Below are 20,349 nucleotides of genomic sequence, written 5' to 3' on the forward strand. Positions count from 1 at the left end.
GGCCACCCGTGCTGCCTACCCGGCCGGAAGGGACTGGAATGCGAGTCGGCCGGCACCGATGAGAGCGGCGTCGGATCCCGATCGGGCCGCCTCGACGCGCACACCCGCGAAGGGCGGCCGCAACGACGCGCGGAGGCGCTCAGCGAGCGGATCGATGAACAGGGCACCGAGCCCCGACACTCCTCCGCCGAGCAGCACGGTGCCGGGATCGACCGTCACGACCGCGGAGGCGAGCGACTCGCCCAGGTCCTCGGCCGCGACCCGGATCACCTGCGCCGCGATGACGTCGCCGTCCGCCGCCAGCCGTCCGATCGAACGCAGATCGCGCGCGCGGCCGGTGAACTCGGCGTAGGTGAGCTCGATGCCCGGACCGCTGGCGAAGGCCTCGATGTGATCGGCGCCGCCGCAGGAGCACACGCGGTGCCGGGCCGAGGGGATGTGGACGTGCCCCACCGAGCCCGCCATCCCCGACGCTCCGAGCAGCACTCGGCCGTCGGCGACGACGGCGCCGCCGATGCCCGTTCCGACCGCGACGAACAGGAAGCGCTCCAGGCCGGCCATCGTCTGCTCGCCGATCGCCGCCGCGTGGACATCGTTCACGACCACCACGGGTGCGCCGAGCCGCGAGCGGAGGCCGCCGGCCACGTCAGCGCCGCTCCAGCCGGCCAGATGGTCGGTGGCATGGACGACGACACCGTGCTCGTCGAAGGCGCCCGCGCTGCCGACGCCGAATGCATCCGGGGTGATCCCCGCTCGTTCGGCGACGGCCGCTGCCAGAGCGGCGGCGGCATCCAGCACATCCTGCGCGCCCGTCTGCGCCGGCGTCGGTGTCTCAGCGCGGTGCGTCAGGCTCCCATCCGGCCGCACCACCGCGGCGGCCGTCTTCGTCCCGCCGATGTCGATGCCGACGACGGCGGGTTCACGTAGCGACATCACGTGCTGCGCGGCGTCGCGGCCGCGAATCGCCGGGTGATGGCGATGGGGTCGGTGATGGCCCCGCCGACGACGACGGCGAACGCGCCCGCGTCGAAGGCCCCCGCGACCTGCTCCGGGGTCTGGAAGCGTCCTTCCGCCAGCACGCGAACTCCGCGTGAGGCGAGCTCGGCCACGAGCTCGATGTCCGGACCAGGGTCCATCCGCGAGTACGGAGTGTAACCGGAGAGGGTGGTCCCCACGAACGTCGCTCCCGCGTCCCAGGCCGCCAGACCCTCGTCGAGGGTCGACGCGTCGGCCATGATGGGCAGCGGCACCGCCAGGACGGCGGACCGTATCCGGGACGCGACATCCCCGGCGACCTCGGCGGTGGCGTCGACCGCGACGACATCCGCCCCCGCCGCAGCGAGCGCGAGGACCTGCTCATCGGTGTGGGTGATGATGTTGCGCCGGCGGCCCATCCGCTTGTCGAGGCCGATGACCGGGACATCCGTCAAGGGTCGCACGGCCGACACGTCGTCCGGTCCGTTGACGCGCAGGGCGACCGCACCGCCCTGCAGCGCGCTCGCCGCGAGTCTCGCGATGGTCGCCGTGTCGCGCATCGGCGAGCCCTGCTGGGCCTGACACGAGACGACGAGGCCTCCTTCGATCGCCGCGAGCGCGCCGAGCCGACCGTTCGCGGTGCCGGCGAGCGATCCCTCACTGCTACTTGAGTGCGCCTGCACTGATACCCCCTACGAAGTAACGCTGGAAGACGACGAAGAGCGCCAGCGCCGGAATGGTGAACAAGACGGATGCCGCCATCAGCGGACCCCATTCGACGTTGTGCTCGCCGAAGAAGGAGTACAGGCCGATCGACAGCGTGTACTTGGAGGCATCGTTGAGGTAGATCAACGGATTCAGGAAGTCGGTCCACGCCCAGACGAACTGGAAGATCACCGCCGTGATCAGGGCGGGCCGCGCCTGCGGGAGCACGATCGACCAGTAGATGCGGAACTCGGAGGCGCCGTCGATCCGAGCGGCCTGGAGCAGCTCATCGGGCACCGACATCAGGAACTGGCGCAGCATGAAGATCAGGAACGGGGTTCCGAAGAACGCCGGGGCGACGAGCGGGATGATCGTGTTCGTCGCTTGCAGCCCGTTCCACATCAGGAAGAGCGGGATCATCGTCACCTGCGGCGGCAGCATCATCGTCGCCATCACGATCACGAGGAGGGGGCGCTGCCCGCGCCACCCGATCTTCGAGAGGGAGTACGCGACGAGCGGCGACGCGATCAGCATCCCGAGCACCGAGAGGGCTGCGATGACGACCGTGTTCCACAGGTACTGCCAGAACGGGATCTCCTCGAACACCGCCACGAAGTTGTCGAGCGTCCACTCCTTCGGCCAGAGCGCCGGCGGCGAGCTGAAGATGTCCGCCGGGAGCTTGAACGCGGTGCTGAGCATCGCGAGGAAGGGGAAGACGAAGAGCAGCGTCAGCCCCCACACGAGCGCGTAACGGCCCGCGGTGCGCGCCGGGCGGCGCCGGCGTCGGCGTGGTTCGTCCTCGCCGTCCGTCCACGGCGCACGGGTCGGCGCCTGCGGCTTCTCAACTGCGTTCAGAACCATAGTGAACCCATTTCTTGGACGACCAGAGCAGCAGCAGCGTGATCACCAGGGTGATCAGGAAGAGCACCCAGGCCATCGCCGAGGCGTAGCCCATCTTCAGGAAGACGAACGCGTTCTGGTACAGGTACATCGCGTAGCTGATCATCGATTGCCCCGGCCCTCCGCTCGCCTCATTGAGCCGTGTCTGGGTGAGCAGGTAGGGCTGGGTGAAGATCTGGAGGTAGGCGATCACCGTCACGATCACCTGGAACAGGGTCACGGGCGAGATCGTCGGCCAGGTGATGAAGCGGAAGCGGCCCCACCAGCCGGCGCCGTCGAGCTCGGCCGCCTCGTAGAGCTCCGTCGGGACGTCTTTGATCGCGGCGAGATAGATGATCATGGTGCCGCCGATGGTCCAGAGGCACATCAGCAGGATGGCCGGCTTGCCCCACGCGGGCTGCTCGAGCCACTCCGGCTGCGGGAGGTGGAGGAGGCCGAGGAAGTAGTTCACGAACCCGTACTGGGTGTTCAGCAGCCACCGCCAGAGGTAGCCGCCGACGACGATCGGGACGATGGTCGGGAGGTACACCAGGGCCCGGTAGAGCGGCTGACCGCGGACCGGCAGATTAAGGAAGTGCGCTCCGAGGATCGAGATGGCGATCGTCAGAGGCACCCCGGTGACCGTGAGGAACAGCGTGTTCGCCAACGCCTTCCAGAATGTCGAGTCCTGGAGCATATGGGCGTAGTTGTCGAGCCCGACCCAGGACGGCGCCTGGAAGAGGTTGAAGTCGGTGAAGCTGTAGCCGGCCGATGCGAGCACCGGCCAGACGATGAACACCGCCGCCCCGATGATGAACGGCGACGCGAACGCCAGACCCAGCAGGGTCTGGCGTCGCGCACCGCGCTTGGCAGTCATCAGGGACATCAGTACGAGCGCGCCTTGTCCGCGACCGAGGAGAGCGCCTTCTCGGGCGAGGCAACCCCGCGCACGACGTCGTCGAAGGCGGTGGCGAGGTCGGTCGAGTACTGCGCGCTGTAGGGCTGGGACGCCAGCGACTTCGCGTTCTTGCTCGTCAGAGCCTTCAGCCAGGAGTCGAAGTGCGGAATGTCGCCGTACGCGGAAGCCGTCAGCAGGGATGTCTTGGACGGCAGGTTGCCCAGAGCCAGCGTGAAGTCCGTCATCGGCTTGTCCCCGACGATGTAGGCGAGGAACTTCGCCGCTTCGGCCTTGTGCTTCGAGTTGCTGGGGATGAACAGCGTGCTCGTCGTCACCTGGGTCGTGCCGGCGAGCTCCGGGCTCGCCGCGGGGATGTCGACGACGCCCCAGTTGAGGTTCGGCGCCACCTTCGGGATGTTCACGGCCTGCCACTCGCCGTCGATCACCATGGCCTCCTTCCCGGTGTAGAAGGGGTCCTGCGCGGACATGTACTGCCCGAGTCCCGAGGTGAACGTCGCGATCTTGTCCGCGCCGTACGTGTCGGTGAGGGTCTTGGCGTACCAGTCGAGCGCCTCGACGTTCTTGGGGTCGTCCGGCGTCGGAGTCTTCCCGTTCTCGCCGTCCCAGGTGCCGCCGAACGCGTAGCCGAGGGTGGTGAAGAGCGTCGACGCAGAGGGATTGCCGAGGCCGATCTGCGTGATCGCGCCGTTCGCGTCGGTGACGGTGAGCTTCTTGACCGCGTCCGCCAGCTCGTCCATGGTCGTCGGCGGCTGCACGCCCGCCTTGTCGAGCAGGTCCTTGTTGTACATGAGCTGCTGGGTGTGCACGGCGATGGGCAGGGCGTACGTCTTGCCCTCGTACTTCATCTGGTCCAGCGCGGCGGGGGCGAACCCGTCGAGGTCGACCTTCTCGGTCTTGAGGTAGTCGTCGAGCGGCGCCAGGATCCCCTTCGACGCCCACGAGCCGACAGTGTTCCCGAAGTTGTCGGAGATGTCGAAGCTGCCGTTGCTGGACGACATCGAGGTGAGCTGCTTCTGCGCGTCCGGGCTGGAGACGCCGACCACCTTGATCGCGGACTGGCTCTTGTTGAAGTCGGCGATGACCTTCTCGAGCGCCTTCGCCTCTTCGCCTCCCCAGAGGTAGGAGAAGGTGATGGTGGTGGGGCCGGAGGACGCGGCCCCGGAGCATCCGCTCAAGGCGACGGCGACGGCGGCGACGCCGGTGAGCGCGACGGTGCGCAGCAGGGGCCGCCGTCTGGTGATCCTGGTTTCCATGGGCTTCCTTACGGGTGTCAGGGTTCGGAATGGGAGTGCTTGTCAATTGGTGTACTCCATTCTTTCGAGTGGTGTCAACAGATTCGAGGAAATTGCGGAATAGTTGCGGTGGATGGTCCCAGTCTCCCTAAAATGGTTCTCACCAATCCGACACCGGGTCGGATGCATCGCGGAGGAGATCATGGCGGAGCAGCACACGAAGTCCGAGCGACTGCGTCAGCACCTTGTCGACGTCATCGACCAGGGGCTCGAACCGCACTCCAAGCTGCCGACCGAGCGGGATCTCGCCTCGGAGTTCGACGTCAGCCGGCTGACCGTACGACGGGCGCTCGACCGTCTCGAGCACGAGGGTCTCGTCTACCGGGTGCAAGGCGCCGGCACGTTCGTCGCCGCCCCGCGGATCACCAAGTCCGTCGAGCTGACCTCGTTCAGTGAGGACATGCGCGCCCGCGGTCTCGTCCCCGGCTCCTCGGTGCTGGTCACCGAGACCATCTCCGCCGGGGCCCGGCTCGGCGCCAAGCTGAGGGTCAGCCCGTCGGACGATGTGTTTCACATCCGGCGGGCGCGCACCGCGGACGGTGAGCCGATGGCCCTCGAGGACACCTACCTCAATCCGCGGCTGTTTCCCGGCCTGATCGACAACATCGGGAGCGAATCGCTCTACCAGATCCTCGAGACCGAGTACGGGATGAAGATCGAATGGGCCGAGCAGAGCATCCATGCCAGTGTGCTCGAGCCGGAGGAGGCGCAACTGCTGAGCGCTCCGCCCTTCTCCCCGGCTTTCTACGTGACCCGCATCAGTTTCGACGCCCAGGACCGACCGGTCGAATATGCCGAGTCGACGTATCGGGGCGACCGGTATCACTACGAGCTCCAGATCCACCGCACGCGCTGAACCGAGGAGAGCCATGCGCATCGCACTCGTCCCGTTGGACGAACGGCCCGTGAACGTCCAGCTGCCCAGCCAGGTTGCGGCGATCGCCGGAGCCGAGCTGATCCTGCCGCCCGCGGAGGCGATGCCCGACTTCCGCAGGCCGGCCGATATCGCGGCCCTGCACGGGTGGCTGCGTGAGCTCGTGCTGTCGGACGGGGTCGACCGCCTCGTGGTGTGCGTCGACACGCTCGTGCACGGCGGCATCATCCCCGCGCGCATCACGTCCGACACCACGACCACGGCGTTGGCGCGCCTCGACCTGCTCCGGGAACTCAAAGCCGTCGCCCCGACATTGCGCATCACGGCAGCCTCCCTGATCATGCGGGCGAGCGACTCCTACTCGCCGGTTGAGGAGCCCGAGTACTGGGCAGACTGGGGCCGCGAGCTGCACGCGCTGGGCGGAGACCTCCATCGAGCGTTCGAAGTGGACGTCGCGCGCGGCGAAGGCGCCGTCGAGCCGCTCGCGACGACTGTCCCCGACGACGTCCGCAGCGATTTCGAGCGACGCCGCCTCCGAAACCACACGATCAATCTGGCGGCGCTCGCACTCCACGAGGAGGGGACGGTCGACACGCTGACCCTGACGGCGGACGACACCGCCCCGCATTCGGCCGGCTCGGCCGAACAGGTGTGGCTCCGGCACTGGTCGCGCGCGTTGCCCGGCGGCGGGGATGTGCTGATGTATCCGGGTGCCGACGAGGTCGGAGCGGTTCTGGTTGCTCGTGCCCTCGCATCCGGTGTGGGCGTCCCGTCCTGGCGGATCGTCTGCGGTGAGCCGGACGGCCTCGACCGGGTTCCGAACTTCGAGAACGCGCCGCTGCGCGAGAGCCTGGCCCGGCAGATCGTCGCCGCAGGAGGACGCGTCGCCGCGCCGGAGGAATCCGCCGACCTGGTCGTGGTGGCGCATGCGCCGGATCCCTCCCGGGGGGACTTCTTCGGAACACGACCGGCCTCCGATCCGGCTGCCACCGAGGCCACGGTGATCGCCGTGCGAAAGGCTCTGGCGGGCGGCTCTATCGTCGCGCTCGCCGATGTGCGGTTCAGCAACGGAGGCGATCCCGACCTGGTCGATCGGCTGGCGGCGGAAGGCCTGCTGCTCCAGCTCGCGTCCTACGGCGGATGGAACACCGCGGGCAACTCGATCGGAGGAGCCGTCGCACAGGCGACCGCGCTGTGGGCCGGACGCGCGAACGGCAACGCGGACGAGACCGCCCTGAGGGAGGCGCTGCTCACCCGGGTCCTGGACGATCGGGCCTACCAGAGCGGGACGCGACTCGCGATGCATGCGGCCGAGTTCGGGGGCAGTATCGGCCCGGTCGACGCCGATCGGCAGCGGGCCGTTCTGGCCAGGATCACCCGCGAGCTGGGTGAGTACTTGAGCGGCCTCCTCCCTGAGGGTGAGGCGTGGCGGATCGACGGGGTGACCCTGCCGTGGGCGAGGAGCTTCGAGATCGAAATCGCCCTTCGACGCGCGTAATGGTGTCATCCATTGGGTGGCGACCATTGATAATTAAACAATTCTGTTGCCGAATCCGTCTTAAATGGGCTATACCATTTACGAGTCTCGGCACCGTCGTCGGGACCGCTCACTCGAAGGAGTAGGTATGAGTCACCGCACCGGGTCTCGTCTCTCGGCCCTGATCGCCGGGGCGGCCATCGCCGCGGCCCTGGTCGTTCCAGCGACGCCGGCCGCCGCCACGCCGACCTGCACCACCACCCCGCGCATCGACGGCAGCTTCATCCAGCCGGCGCTCGTCGACGGCTGGAACGGCACCCAGCTCTCCTCCGAGCTCAGCACCCTGACCAATGCGTGCATCACCAGCCAGGTGATCCAGTGGACGGCCGACACCAAAGGGTCGACCACCGTCTACCCGAGTGGGCTCAGCGGGTACACGCAGAGCACGTCGACGGATGTGGTCTCCCGTGTTCTGACTGCGGCGGACAGCGCCGGGGTCGCCGAGTACCTGGGGTTGCAGACGAACGATGACTGGTGGAACACCTATGCCAACGACGTCACGTGGCTGAACGGTCAGGCGACCGCAGCGAACGCCCTGGCCGACGATCTCTACGCCCGGTACGGGACGCACACGTCCTTCGCCGGCTGGTACCTTCCGTTCGAGGTCGACAACTGGAACTTCACCTCCACCTCGTCCTGGAGCGCCATGGCGACGTTCTACACGACGATCGCGAACCACCTGCATGCGCTCACCCCGGGCAAGCCCGTGATCATCAGCCCGTTCTACAACACGTCCGGGGGCCAGACGAGCACCCAGTGGACGAGCATGTGGTCGAGCATCCTCGCCTCCGCTCCGATCGATGTGATCGCCCTGCAGGACGGGGTCGGCGCCGGTCACGCGACGACCGCGCAGCTGGCCACCTGGTTCTCCGCGACCAAGAGCGCGATCACCAGCTCCCGGCCGGCCACGCAGCTCTGGGCCGACAGCGAGACATTCAACCCGGACTTCACGCCGATGTCGATCTCCCAGTTGATCGCCGACCTCAACGCCGTCGCCCCGTACGTGACCAAGACCCTGTCGTTCTCGTACGACCACTACGACAGTCCGCTGACGGTCCCCTCCGTGTATGACACCACCTACCGGAACTACCTGTCTTCCGGTGCGGTGGAGTCGTCGGCCCCGACCACGCCGACAGGTCTTGCAGCGACGTCGGGCGGCATCACTTCGGTGAACTTGACCTGGACGGCATCCACCGACAACATCGGCATCGCCGGATACCGCGTCTACCGCGGAGGGGCACTGGTCAAGGTGATCCAGGGCGCAGTGACCAGCTTCACGGATGCGGGCCTCAGCCCCTCGACCACCTACAGCTACAAGCTGGCCGCTTTCGATGCCGCCGGCAACGCCTCCGCCCAGAGCACCACGGCGACGGCGACGACGTCCTCGGCGCCCGCAGCCAATCCGCTGATCTCCTCGGGCCGCCCGTACACGACGTCCGTGGGCGCAGACCCGGGCTACCCTGACGCGGGCGCGGCGGAACTGACGAACGGCGTCACGGGCACGACGAGCTACTCCGACGCTGCCTGGCAGGGCCGGAACACGGGGAGCGCCTACAGCTTCACGATCGACCTCGGCTCGACCAAGACCATCACCCAGGTGGGAACGTCGTGGCTGCAGACGAAGTCCGTGTACATCTTCCTTCCGTCCAGCATCCAGGTCTCGGTGTCGACCACCGGATCGACCTTCACGCCTCTGGTGACCATGCCCGCGCCGAATGTGAGCGATGCCGACCAGCGGTACACCTACGCGGCATACGGGCTCTCCGGCTCGGGGCGTTACGTCCGATTCACCGTCACCCCCGCGAGCAGCGCCTGGTCGTTCGTGGACGAAGCGACCGTCCGGGGGCTGTGAGGGCGCGGCGCGTTAGCTGTGGGCGCGGAGGAAGGCGATCGTTGCATCCAGCGCCGTGTGCGCCTCCGCGAACTTCAGGTGGAACTGGTACTCGTGCGGCAGCGCGGGCTCGTGGTCGGCGGGCCAGAACAGCTCGGTCACGTCCACACCCTTCGCGCGGAGGGCGGCGGCCATCGGGACGGACTGCGTCCAGGTGAGTCCGTCGCCGTTCCCGCCGGAGATGTAGGTCGGCGGGAAGGCGGCGGTGACGTGCTGGATGGTCGACATGGTCGATCCGACGTAGGTCTGCGACCAGTCCTTCGTTCCGCTGTACGACCACAGGGCGGTCTTGAAGCCCCAGCCGTCGATCCCGGTGAGGCTGGCGAGCGCGTCGAGGTCGTAGACGCCGCAGTTGAGGACGACGGCCGATAGCTGGTCCGGCTGGAGTGCGGGTGCGATCCCCATCAGGTTCGCGTACTCGGGGCTGGTGGTCAGGACGGCGAGCTGGCTGGCGAGCTGTGACCCGGCGGAGTCGCCGGCGAGGATGATGCGGCTGGGGTCGATGCCGAGCGTCTCGGCGTGCGCGTCCAGGTACGCGAGCGCGTCGTTGAGCTGGCGCACGGCGGTCGGGTAGGTCGCCTCGGGTCCGACCGTGTAGTTGAGGCCGACGGTCGTGAACCCCTGGTCGGCCAGGATGCGTAGGTAGGGGTCGACGTCGGAGCTGACGCCCGAGATCCAGGCGCCGCCGTGGATCCACACGACGGTCGGAAGCGGGTCCGTCGCGCTGTCAGGGCGGAAGATGTCGAACGTCGTGTCGGGCGATCCCGGCGCGTAGCGGAGCCCGGTCTGTGCCGTCACACCGGTGGTCGGCACGAACGGCTTCATCTCGGCGACCGTCTCGGCGGCGCCCTTCTCGAAGACGCTGCGGATCACCAGGGCGGACGGCCATGGGGACGACGACGCGAGGCTGGCGAGGATGAGCAGGCACAGCAGCACGATGGCGGTGACGGACACGACGCGGCGGGCGCGCCGCGAGAGCAGTGGAGGCGTCGGCAGCTCGTCGGCGCGGGCACGGGTCATGCCCTCACCGTAGCGACCCCCACCGCCGGCTCCTGAGTTTTTCGGCCTCCGACCGCGTGTCGGGGGCGAAAAACTCCGGAGCGGATGGCTGGGGAGGTGGCGCGGGAGGCGGGGGAGTTATGCGACCGTCGGGCCGAAGTGCTCGGGGAGCGTGGAGCGGTGGACGCCGCGGAGCTCCTCCAGGCCGATCGTGAAGAGGTCCTGCACCTCGAGCACGGGCTGGGCGCCGACCTCGGCGTCCGTCACGCCGATGCGGAGTGCGGGGATGCCGCGGCCGGCGCACAGGCCGCGGAACTTCACGTCGTCCTCGCGTGGGACGGTGACCAGGACGCGCGCGGTCGACTCCGAGAAGAGCGCGGTCGCCGCATCCACTCCGTCGCGCTCCTCGATCTCGGTGAGCCAGACGCGGGCGCCGACGCCGAAGCGGATGACGCTCTCGGCGAGGGCTTGTGCCAGGCCGCCGTCGGCGAGGTCGTGCGCGTACGAGACCAGACCCTCCAGCGAGGCCGCGTGCAGCGCCTCGGCGAGCGAGCGCTCGGCGTCGAGGTCGACCGCCGGCGGGTGTCCGCCGAGGTGGCCGTGGATGGTGCCGGCCCAGGCCGAGCCGTCCAGCTCCTCGCGGGTGACGCCGAGGAGGTAGATGTTCTCGCCCTCGTCCTGCCAGCCGCTCGGGATGCGGCGGGCGACGTCGTCGATCACGCCGAGCACTCCGACCACCGGGGTCGGGAAGATCGGGGTGTCACCGGTCTGGTTGTAGAAGGAGACGTTGCCGCCGGTGACCGGGATCTCGAGCTCCAGGCAGGCGTCCGAGAGTCCTTCGACGGCCTGTGAGAACTGCCACATGACCTCGGGGTTCTCCGGGCTGCCGAAGTTGAGGCAGTCGGTCACCGCGACCGGCACCGCGCCGGAGGCGGCGACGTTGCGGTACGCCTCGGCCAGCGCCAGCTTGGCGCCCTGCTTCGGGTCGAGCTGGCAGTAGCGGCCGTTGGCGTCGGTCGCGATGGCGAAGCCGAGGCCCGACTCCTCGTCGACGCGGATCATGCCCGCGTCGTCCGGGAAGGCGAGCGCGGTGTTGCCGCCGACGAAGTAGTCGTACTGGTCGGTGACCCAGCCCTTGTCGGCGAGGTTGGCGCTGCCGAGGAGGGCGAGCGTCTGCTCGCGCAGCTCGTCGCCGGTCGTCGGGCGGGCGAGCACAGAGGCCGAGTCGTCTTGCAGGGCGTCGATCCAGGTCGGGTAGGCGACAGGACGCTCGTACACCGGGCCGTCGACCGCGACGGTGCGCGGGTCGACGTTGACGATCTCCTCGCCGTTCCAGTTGATGACGAGGCGGCCGGTCTCGGTGACCTCGCCCAGCACGCTGGTCTCGACATCCCACTTGGCGGTGACGGCGAGGAAGGCGTCGAGCAGCTCCGGCTTGACGACGGCCATCATGCGCTCCTGGCTCTCCGACATGAGGATCTCCTCAGCGGTGAGGCTCGGGTCGCGCAGGAGCACCTTGTCGAGCTCGATGAACATCCCGCCGTCGCCGTTGGAGGCGAGCTCGCTGGTCGCGCAGGAGATGCCGGCGGCGCCCAGATCCTGGATGCCCTCGACCAGCTTGTCGCGGAACAGCTCCAGGCAGCACTCGATGAGCACCTTCTCGGCGAACGGGTCGCCGACCTGCACGGCCGGGCGCTTGGTCGGGCCGCCCGCGGAGAACGTGTCGGACGCGAGGATGCTGGCCCCGCCGATCCCGTCGCCGCCGGTGCGCGCACCGAACAGCACGACCTTGTTGCCCGCGCCGGACGCGTTCGCCAGGTGCAGGTCCTCGTGGCGGAGCACGCCGACCGAGAGGGCGTTGACCAACGGGTTGCCCTGGTACACCGGGTCGAAGTAGGTCTCGCCGCCGATGTTCGGCAGGCCGAGGCAGTTGCCGTAGAAGGAGATGCCGGAGACGACGCCGTGCACGACGCGCGCGGTGTCCGGGTTGTCGATGGCGCCGAAGCGCAGCTGGTCCATCACGGCGACCGGGCGCGCGCCCATCGAGATGATGTCGCGCACGATGCCGCCGACGCCGGTCGCGGCGCCCTGGAACGGCTCGATGTAGGAGGGGTGGTTGTGCGACTCCACCTTGAAGGTGACCGCCCAGCCCTCGCCGACATCCACGACGCCGGCGTTCTCGCCCATGCCGACCATGAGGTTCTTCTTCATCGCCGGGCTGACCTTCTGGCCGAACTGCCGCAGGTAGATCTTCGACGACTTGTAGGAGCAGTGCTCCGACCACATCACCGAGTACATCGCCAGCTCGCCGCTGGTGGGGCGGCGGCCGAGGATCTCGCGGATGCGGGCGTACTCGTCCTCCTTGAGCCCGAGCGCCGCGAACGGCTGCTCCCGCTCCGGGGTCTCGATCGCGTTCGCGACAGTGTCGACGACGTGGGCGGTGGCGGTGTCGGTCACGCGGGCACTCCAGGCTGGGCGGGGCTGGGCGGGGATGTCCTCCAGTCTACCGGGCGTCACATGGACTCCGGCCCGGTGAGCCAGAGGGTCCGTCCGGCCGATACAGCGGCCCGCGCCGCCGCGATCATCCCTGTTGCAATTCGACGGTCACTCCCAGCGGCGCGCAGACGTCCCGTGCTTCCGCAGCAGCGGCCTCCATCGCGTGGACTCCCTCCGGTGTGTTGTCGTCCAAGTACTCGATAAGGCGCGCCTGAGCGGCTGTCACGGCGTCCGCCATCTCGTTCCATTGCGGGTCAGCGTCACGTGCCGCCGTCGCTTCGGCGACCACCGCCGCTCCACGCGCTCGAGCGTTTTCCTTGGTCTCACTTTCGGAAGCGCCATCCACTTGGAACATTCGATTGAGTTCCGTACATGCATTGATCGCGTGATCGCTGCCGGCGGGATCACGAACCACGGGCGTGGGTGTCGGCGTGGGCGTCGGCGTGGGCGTCGGCGTCACGGTCGGCGTCGGGCTGGGCGCGGCCGCGGGCGTCAGGTCGATGAGGCCGGTGCCGAGCGCGTAGGCGACCGATCCGCCGGAGATGGTCAGGGCGAGCACCACGAGGATCGCCACGAGTGCGGTGCGTCTGCGGCCGCCGGCGCGTCCGGGGTGGGCGGCCGCGTTGTCGACCACCAGTTCGCGGATCGCCGCCTTGCGTCGCGGGTCGAAGGTCGGCTCGTCGCTCATCGCTCGCCTCCGTTCATCAGTTCTGCGAGTCGGGACTTGGCGCGGGACAGGCGCGACTTCACGGTTCCGGGCGCGATCCCCAGCGCCTCTGCCGCCTCGGCGGTGCTGAGTTCTTCGAGCACGCAGAGGGTCAGGATGTCCTGGTCGCGTCTCGGCAGCGTCGCGAGCGCCGTACGCAACGCGGCTCGGCGCGCATCCCGGTCGATGCGGTCGTCGACGGCGGCCGCGTGATCGGGCGAGTGCTCCGGGGGTGGCAGCTGTTGCAGGCCGTCCCGGTAGCGGCGTGAGGCGCGAGCGTAGTTGCGGAAGACGAAGTTCGTCATCACCAGCAGCCAGCCGATGACGGAGCCGTTCACGACCCGCATCGAATCCCGCCGGCGCCACGCCTCGAGGAACACGACAGCGGTCACGTCCTCCGCGTCGTGGATGGACGCGGTCAACCGAACGGCCTGACGGAACACGCGGTCGTGATGCAGGTCGAACAGTGCCCCGAACGCATCCGGATCACCGGCGTTCACACGTTCGAGCACGTCCGGCTCGTCGATTCGGATACCCCTCACATCTATGAAGTGTCCACGACGGAGGTCGCGGTTCCATTCCCGGGACGATGAAAGCGTCCAACCCGCGTTCCGGACGAAGATGTGCGCGGCATCGATGCGGCTGCGTCTCACGGCGAGATATCGGGTCGCCCAGAGCCCGCCTTGGAATATATGACTGTCTAAGGCTTTCTAACGGGTTTCGGTTAGAAAGCCTTAGAAAGCAGTAGCGACCCCTCCCGAATCCCGTCAGCCGACGCGCGTGAACGGGTCCGGGATCGCCGCCAGCAGCTCCTTCGTGTAGGGATGCGTGGCCCGGTCGATCACCTGAGAGGCCGTTCCCTGCTCCATCACCCGCCCGCCTTCGAGCACTGTGACGTCGTCGGCGAGTGCGCGTGCGGAGAGCAGGTCGTGCGTGATGTAGAGCATGGCGATGCCGCGTTCGGCCACCAGGTGCTTGAGGAGTTCGAGGATCTCGGCGCGGATCGACACATCGAGCATCGAGACCGGCTCGTCGGCGATGAGGACGACCGGGTCGGCGGCGAGGGCGCGCGCGATGACCACGCGCTGGCGCTGACCGCCGGACAGTTGGTGCGGCAGCTTGTCGACGAACCGCTCGGCCGGGGTCAGACCCACCTGCTCGAGCAGTTCCAGCGTCCGCGCTCGCACCTCCGACCGGGCGACGCCGCCGTAGTTCCGCAGTGGCCGCGACAGCGTGTAGGCGACCGTGTTGGCGGGGTTGAGGGACGAGAACGGGTCCTGGAAGACCAGCTGGGCCGTCGCGCGGTACGCACGGAGGCGTGCGCCGTGGAGTTCTCCGACCGAGACCGGCGCGGCCCCCGGTGCGGTGAGGGTGACCGAACCGGTGTCCGGTCGCTCCATCCCGAGCAGGAGGCGCGCGATCGTCGACTTGCCCGAACCTGACTGCCCGACGAGCGCCGAGACGCTCCGGCGGCGCAGCGTCAGCGAGACGTCCTGCAGGGCGGTGACCGTGCGGCGGGTCTTGCCGCGTCCGACGCGGTAGCTCTTGCCCACCCCCTCCATCGTCAGGATGGGCTCCTCCAGTCGCTCGGATTCCGCCTTGGCGACGCTGCCCGAGCTGACGCGGTACGCGTCGAGCAGCAGTTCGGTATAGGGATGCCGTGCTCCGGCGAGCAGATCGCGCGGGGTTCCCTGCTCCACCAGCTCGCCGTCGAGCATCACCATGACGCGGTCGCTCAGCTCCAGGACGGTCCCGATGTCGTGGCTGATGAAGAGGACGGCGAACCCGAGCCTCGACTGCAGTTCGCGCAACCGGTCCAGGATGCGGCGCTGCACCAGCACATCCAACCCGGTCGTCGGCTCGTCGAGCACGACCAGCTTCGGGTCGAGCGCCAGAGCGAGTGCGAGAGCCACGCGCTGCTTCATGCCGCCGGAGAGCTCGTGCGGGTAGGCGTCCAGCACATCGGCGTCGAGGTCTACCATGCGCAGCAGCTCGGCGGCCCGCTCCCGCGATGCCGGCACCCGGTGTGCCGTGAACGTGTCCTTGAACTGCGCGGCGACGGTCAGCACGGGGTTGAGGGAGTTCATCGACGACTGGAACACGGTCGAGAGCGAGACCCAGCGGATCCCGCGCAGCTGGTCGTCGCTCAGGCCGTCGAGGCGGCGGCCGTCGAAGACGATGGATCCGCCCTCCTGGTGGGCCGGCCGGCTGAGCAGCTGAAGCACGGCGTTTCCGAGCGTGGACTTGCCCGAACCGGACTCGCCCACCAGCCCGACGAACTCGCCGTCGTCGATGGTGAAGCCGACGTTCTTGACCGCCTGGTGCGCTGCATGGTCGCGCGGACGGTAGACGACGGACAGGTCGGTGACTTCGAGGAGCGCCATGGTCATCCCTCCCTCAACTGCGGACTGCTGAGCGTGTCGATGCCGAAATTGATCAGGGTGAAGCTCGTGATGAGCAGAGCGAGGGCGAGACCGGGCGCTACGAGCCAGGCGAACTGTCCGGTCAGCAGGGCGCCGCCGATGTTGGCCTGGTTGAGCATCCCGCCCCAGCTGACGGTCTGCGGGTCGCCGAGGCCGAGGAACGAGAGCCCCGCCTCCCCGCCGATCGCGCCGAGGGCGGCGCCCATGAAGCCGACCACGATGAGCGAGGTCATGTTGGGCATGATCTCCCGCACGATGACGCGGGGCGTGCTGTCGCCGGCCAGTTTGGCGGCCGCCACATAGTCGCGGGTGCGGAGGGAGATGACCTGCGAGCGCTTGATCCTCGCCCCGTACGCCCAGCCGGTGATGCTGATGACGAAGATGATCATCCCGATGCCGCGGACCGGCGAGTAGGACGCGAGCGTCACGATGAGCGGGAGCACCGGCACGACCAGGGCCAGGTTGGTCAGGAACGAGAGGATCTCGTCGACGACGCCCTGGCTGTAGCCCGAGACCAGTCCGATGATCAGCCCGATCACCGTGGAGATCAGTCCGGCGACGAGTCCGACGAGCAGCGAGGTCCGTGCGCCCCAGATCAGCTGGCTGAACACGTCCTCTCCGCTGTCCGTCGTGCCCAGCCAGTGCTGCGCGCTCGGTCCTTCGCTCGGGCCGCCGACGGCCGCACGCGGGTCGTAGGGTGCGATCCACGGGGCCAGGATCGCCGTCAGGAGGAACGCGGCGAGCAGGATGAGGCCGATCCGGCACTTGGGGTCGCGCCAGAGGAGGACGTACCAGCGCGGTCCTCGCCCGCGCTCCGTCCCGGCGGGTCGGGTGGCCGTCGTTGCGGCCGGGAGGCTCGTCGCCGCGCTCATGCGGTTGCCGCCTTTCGGACTCGGGGGTCGAGGACGCCGTACAGCACGTCCGCCGCGAGGTTCGCGACGAGCACGCCGACGGTCGTCAGGAGGAAGATCGCCTGCAGCAGCGGGTAGTCGCTGTTGCCGACCGCTTCGAACAGCAGGCGTCCGAGGCCCGGATAGTTGAAGATCGTCTCGACCAGGATGGTGCCGCCGAGCAGTCCGCCCAGCGCCAGTGCGAAGCCGGTCACCGAGGGCAGGATGGCGATCCGCGCTCCGTAGTTCAGCGCGATCTTGCGCTCGCCGAGGCCTTTCGCCTTGGCCAGTCGCGAGTAGTCCTCGCCCAGCGTCTGGACCATGTTGTTGCGCATCGCGAGGATCCAGCCGAGCGGGCCGGTGATGAGCAGCGCGATCATCGGCAGCGCCGCATGGGAGATCGCGTCGCCGATGAACGGCCAGTTCCATCCCGGGACGGTGTCGCCGTAGCCGCCCGACTCCGGGAAGACCTGCCAGGTGAAGCAGAACAGGAAGATCAGCATCAGGGCGATCCAGAAGAACGGCAGCGTGCCGAGGAACGTCGAGCCGAGCGTGAGGACCGAGTCGACCCGCGACCCGCGCCGATAGGCGGCCCAGGACCCGAGCAGTGTTCCGACGACGAAGGACACGATGGTCGTCACGCCGACCAGCACGATCGTCCAGGGCATGGCCTGGGCGATCACATCCGTCACCTTGTAGGGGAAGTAGGTGAACGAGACGCCGAAGTCGCCGCGGACGATCGCCCCCAGGTAGTCGAGGTACTGCTGGAACAGGTTCTTGTCGCTCACGCCGAGCATGAGACGCACCGATTGCAGCTGCGCCGGGTCGATGGAGGCGTTCCGGCCGACCAGCTTGCGCACGATGGCCTCCGCCGGATCCCCCGGCTGGAGCCGGGGGATCAGGAAGTTGAGGGTGATCGCCGCCCACAGGGTGGCGACGAAGAACCCCGCTCTCCGGAGGAAGTACCGCATGGCCGGGCTCCTACTTCGCCGGCTTCAGGTGGGTGAGGATGATCGGCATGTTGCTCGGCTTCGCGTACGGGTCGCTCGCGCTCGGCCAGCCGACAGCGCGCTTGGTCGAGTACTCGAACCAGCTCGCGCCGTACCAGAGGGGGATGTACGGCTTCTTGTCGTACATGATCGTCGCGAGCTCGCCGACGGTCTTCTTCTGGGCCGCAGGGTCGGACTCCTGCCGCAGCTGGTCGATCAGGGAGTCGGTGGTGCCGTCCCGCCAGCGCACCTCGTTGGTCTTCGCGGCCTCGCCGATCGGCGCGGTCTCGCTGCTGGCGAGCGGCTCGAGGAAGTTGCGGTACATGTCGCAGCTGCCGCCGCGCACTCCGAACGTCAGGTCGTACTGCCCGGTGAGGCGGTTCTGGCCGTGCACCTCGGGGGTCGGGTTCTGCATGTCGACCGTGATGCCGAGCGCCGCGAAGTCCTTCTGCACGATCTTCGCCGCCTGGATCCAGTCGTTCCACCCGCCGGGGATCTGGATGGAGAAGCTCAGCGGCTTGCCGTCCTTGCCGAGGCGCTTGCCGTCGGAGTCGAGCGTGTAACCGGCCTTGTCGAGGGTCGCCTTCGCCGCCTTCACGTCGTAGGAGATGTATCCGTCGTCCGGGATGCCGGCCGGCAGCCAGTCCTTCGCGTTGGGCAGCACCAGGCTGGTCTGGCTGGCCGCCTTCACGTAGCCCTGCTGGGCGTCCTCGACGATCGAGTCCTTGTCCATCGCCTGGGCGACGGCGTCGCGGAACGCCTCGTCGTCGAACGGCTTTTTGTCGAGGTTCATGTACAGGCTGATCGGCGACCCGGCCGGGAACCAGTACTTGTTGTGCTTCGGGTCCTTGGCCACGTACGACTTGTCGATGTCGGGGATGTACATCGCGTTGGAGTCGTAGTCGCCGCGGGCGAGCTTCAGCTGCTCCACCTGGCCCTGATCCGAGTTGTTGAACTGGATCTTGTCGACGCGGATGCTCTTCGCCTGCCAGTAGTCCGGGTTGCGCTTCAGCACGAGCTTCGTCGGCGTGAAGCTCTCGGTCATCATCGGCCCGGTGCCCACCGGCTTGGTGTTGGTGTACGTGGTCGGGTCATCGACCTTCGACCAGAGGTGCTTCGGCACGATCAGCACACTGTTGACAGCGACCAGGCTGCTCGATCCCGGCCCGTCGAAGTGGAACGTGACCGCGTCGTCTGCGGTCTTCTCCACCGACTTCAGCGAGGCCCAGGCGCCGCGTGTGTCGAGAGCCGGGTACTTCTTGAGCATGTCGAACGTGAAGACCACGTCATCGGCCGTGAACGGCTTCCCGTCGGAGAACGTCACGCCGTCGCGCAACGTGTACTTCAGGGTCGAGGGGTCGGCCCACTCCATCTTCGTCGCGAGCCAGGGCTCGTACACGCAGGAGTACTCATTGAGCATCATCAGCGGCTCGTAGAGGTAGTTGCCCACGCTGAGGGCCGTGGCCAGGTACGGGTTGTAGTTCTCCTTGGGGTTGGAGCCGCCGCCGAAGCCGCCGAAGTTGAGGACGGGGATGCGGCCGTCGGAGCCTGCGGCACTCGAATCGCCGCTGCCGGAGCAGCCGCTGAGGGCGACGGCGGCGACAGCGGTCGCCGCGAGGACGGCCGTGAGCCTTCTGCGCGTCTTCGAGATCGGGCGTGGTCGGTCCATGGTGGACACCTCCTTGTGTCGGGGGATGGGTGGTTCTGTGCGAGAGGTGGATGGGGGGACGGAGCGTGATCCGCGCTACGAGGGGCAGCCGCAACTGCCGCGGCGGATCACCTGGGACGGCACGACCGCGCTCTGGGCGGGCCGGCCGGCGATGAGATCGAGGAGGAGGCCGGCGGCGATGCCGGAGAGGTCGCGGAGCGGCCGGGCGAGGGTGGTGAGGCCCGGGCTGACGAGCGACGACATCGGCACGTCGTCCACACCGGTGAGGGCGAGGTCGCGTCCGGCGATGAGGCCCTCGCTGAGAAGCGCGAACATGAGGCCGAGGGCGAGCTCGTCGTTGGCGGCGACGACGCCGTCGATCTCGCCGGCACGCAGAAGGTCGAGGATGCGCGGCGCCGCGAGCACGCCGTCGGCCTGGGCCAGCCACGCGTTGATGGGCGTGGCCGGCCGGAGTCCGGCGTCGCGGAGGGCCGCGGCGTAGTGGTCGTAGCGGGACTGGATGTCCGGCGAGTCGCTCGGGCGGCCGAGGAACGCGAGCCGGGTCCGTCCGTGGTCGTGGATGAGGTGGGCGACCAGATCCCGCATGTGGGAGTGGTCGCTGCGCACCTGGAGCGCGCCCTCCGGGATGCCTGCTCCGTCGGGGTCGCCGCCGATGACGACGACCGGGACGAGTTCGGCCAGGCGGCGGATGGTCTCCTCGTCGACGACGCCGGCGTGAACCGCCAGACCGTCGACCCGTTCGGTCATGGCTTCCAGGTCGGCGGCGGTGTCGCGCAGGGCGTGGGTGCCGAGGATGTTGACGCTCACGCCCGCTGTGATGGCGGCGCGGTCGAAGCCCTCGATCAGCTCGCCGAAGTACGGCCCGCTGAGGCCCGGGAAGACGATGCCGAGGGTGCCGTTGCGGCGGTTGGCGAGGGCGGTGCCGAAGTGGCTGGGGCGGTAGCCGTGCTCGGCGATGGCGCGGGAGACGCGCTCGCGCATCTCCGGCGAGACCTGGCCGATCCCGCGGTAGACGCGGGAGACCGTCGCCGTCGACACGCCGGCCAGCTCGGCGATCTGGCGCACGTTGAGACGGTCGCCTTCGCGTTTGCCGCTGCCCACATCC

General features: G+C 68.4%; 17 protein-coding genes. 3 read left to right on the forward strand and 14 right to left on the reverse strand.

Annotated elements, in window-relative coordinates:
- Positions 1 to 15: 15 nt before the first annotated feature.
- From BLR91_RS00745 to BLR91_RS00765, 5 genes are read right to left on the reverse strand one after another with little or no spacing between them, the layout of a single operon-like run.
- The gene (locus BLR91_RS00745; protein WP_089878246.1) at positions 16 to 933 is read right to left on the reverse strand and encodes an ROK family protein; all 918 of its coding nucleotides are present in this window, start codon (positions 931 to 933) and stop codon (positions 16 to 18) included.
- Positions 933 to 1,658 carry an N-acetylmannosamine-6-phosphate 2-epimerase gene (locus BLR91_RS00750; RefSeq protein WP_197674305.1) on the reverse strand — a complete coding sequence of 242 codons (726 nt, stop codon included), beginning with the start codon at positions 1,656 to 1,658 and terminating at the stop codon, positions 933 to 935. Before BLR91_RS00750 ends, BLR91_RS00745 begins: the two co-directional genes overlap by 1 nt.
- Entirely contained in the window at positions 1,639 to 2,541 is a 903-nt protein-coding gene (locus BLR91_RS00755; RefSeq protein WP_020076604.1) for a carbohydrate ABC transporter permease, read from the reverse strand. Before BLR91_RS00755 ends, BLR91_RS00750 begins: the two co-directional genes overlap by 20 nt.
- Positions 2,522 to 3,445 (reverse strand): carbohydrate ABC transporter permease, encoded by a 924-nt coding sequence (locus tag BLR91_RS00760; RefSeq protein ID WP_089878242.1) that lies wholly within the window; start codon positions 3,443 to 3,445, stop codon positions 2,522 to 2,524. The genes BLR91_RS00755 and BLR91_RS00760 overlap by 20 nt, the downstream gene beginning before the upstream one ends.
- The gene (locus BLR91_RS00765; RefSeq protein ID WP_089878239.1) at positions 3,445 to 4,731 is read right to left on the reverse strand and encodes an ABC transporter substrate-binding protein; all 1,287 of its coding nucleotides are present in this window, start codon (positions 4,729 to 4,731) and stop codon (positions 3,445 to 3,447) included. Before BLR91_RS00765 ends, BLR91_RS00760 begins: the two co-directional genes overlap by 1 nt.
- A 181-nt stretch (positions 4,732 to 4,912) precedes the next feature.
- On the opposite strand from BLR91_RS00765, the gene BLR91_RS00770 reads away from it, so the two are divergent.
- The 3 genes from BLR91_RS00770 (at position 4,913) to BLR91_RS00780 (ending at position 9,033) form a co-directional block, all read left to right on the forward strand.
- Positions 4,913 to 5,626 (forward strand): GntR family transcriptional regulator, encoded by a 714-nt coding sequence (locus BLR91_RS00770; RefSeq protein WP_172823177.1) that lies wholly within the window; start codon positions 4,913 to 4,915, stop codon positions 5,624 to 5,626.
- A gap of 13 nt (positions 5,627 to 5,639) precedes the next feature.
- On the forward strand, positions 5,640 to 7,142 hold the full coding sequence (locus tag BLR91_RS00775; protein WP_157694695.1) for a DUF4127 family protein: 1,503 nt from the start codon (positions 5,640 to 5,642) through the stop codon (positions 7,140 to 7,142).
- A 127-nt stretch (positions 7,143 to 7,269) separates the two neighbouring features.
- Entirely contained in the window at positions 7,270 to 9,033 is a 1,764-nt protein-coding gene (locus BLR91_RS00780; RefSeq protein WP_172823178.1) for a DUF4434 domain-containing protein, read from the forward strand.
- A gap of 12 nt (positions 9,034 to 9,045) precedes the next feature.
- Here the strand turns inward: BLR91_RS00780 and BLR91_RS00785 are convergent, their stop codons facing one another.
- The 9 genes from BLR91_RS00785 to BLR91_RS00825 form a co-directional block, all read right to left on the reverse strand.
- On the reverse strand, positions 9,046 to 10,092 hold the full coding sequence (locus BLR91_RS00785; protein ID WP_089878227.1) for an alpha/beta hydrolase: 1,047 nt from the start codon (positions 10,090 to 10,092) through the stop codon (positions 9,046 to 9,048).
- Positions 10,093 to 10,209: 117 nt separating this feature from the next.
- A complete protein-coding gene (purL, locus tag BLR91_RS00790; protein WP_089878223.1) occupies positions 10,210 to 12,528 on the reverse strand; it encodes a phosphoribosylformylglycinamidine synthase subunit PurL in 2,319 nt (772 codons plus the stop codon).
- A 124-nt stretch (positions 12,529 to 12,652) separates the two neighbouring features.
- Complete coding sequence (locus tag BLR91_RS00795; RefSeq protein WP_089878219.1) at positions 12,653 to 13,255, reverse strand: hypothetical protein; 603 nt, start codon at positions 13,253 to 13,255, stop codon at positions 12,653 to 12,655.
- Positions 13,252 to 13,815, reverse strand: coding sequence for an RNA polymerase sigma factor (locus tag BLR91_RS00800; protein WP_231918773.1), 564 nt, complete (start codon positions 13,813 to 13,815; stop codon positions 13,252 to 13,254). Before BLR91_RS00800 ends, BLR91_RS00795 begins: the two co-directional genes overlap by 4 nt.
- Positions 13,816 to 14,040: 225 nt before the next feature.
- The gene (locus BLR91_RS00805) at positions 14,041 to 15,657 is read right to left on the reverse strand and encodes an ABC transporter ATP-binding protein (RefSeq protein ID WP_231918774.1); all 1,617 of its coding nucleotides are present in this window, start codon (positions 15,655 to 15,657) and stop codon (positions 14,041 to 14,043) included.
- Between the two features lie 2 nt (positions 15,658 to 15,659).
- A complete protein-coding gene (locus BLR91_RS00810) occupies positions 15,660 to 16,568 on the reverse strand; it encodes an ABC transporter permease (RefSeq protein WP_089878210.1) in 909 nt (302 codons plus the stop codon).
- The gene (locus BLR91_RS00815; RefSeq protein WP_018192371.1) at positions 16,565 to 17,557 is read right to left on the reverse strand and encodes an ABC transporter permease; all 993 of its coding nucleotides are present in this window, start codon (positions 17,555 to 17,557) and stop codon (positions 16,565 to 16,567) included. Before BLR91_RS00815 ends, BLR91_RS00810 begins: the two co-directional genes overlap by 4 nt.
- Positions 17,558 to 17,567: 10 nt before the next feature.
- Complete coding sequence (locus BLR91_RS00820) at positions 17,568 to 19,244, reverse strand: ABC transporter substrate-binding protein (RefSeq protein ID WP_089878205.1); 1,677 nt, start codon at positions 19,242 to 19,244, stop codon at positions 17,568 to 17,570.
- Positions 19,245 to 19,319: 75 nt separating this feature from the next.
- Entirely contained in the window at positions 19,320 to 20,345 is a 1,026-nt protein-coding gene (locus tag BLR91_RS00825; protein ID WP_231374493.1) for a LacI family DNA-binding transcriptional regulator, read from the reverse strand.
- Positions 20,346 to 20,349: the final 4 nt, after the last annotated feature.

Source organism: Leifsonia sp. 466MF, from assembly GCF_900100265.1.
Taxonomy (GTDB): Bacteria; Actinomycetota; Actinomycetes; order Actinomycetales; family Microbacteriaceae; genus Leifsonia.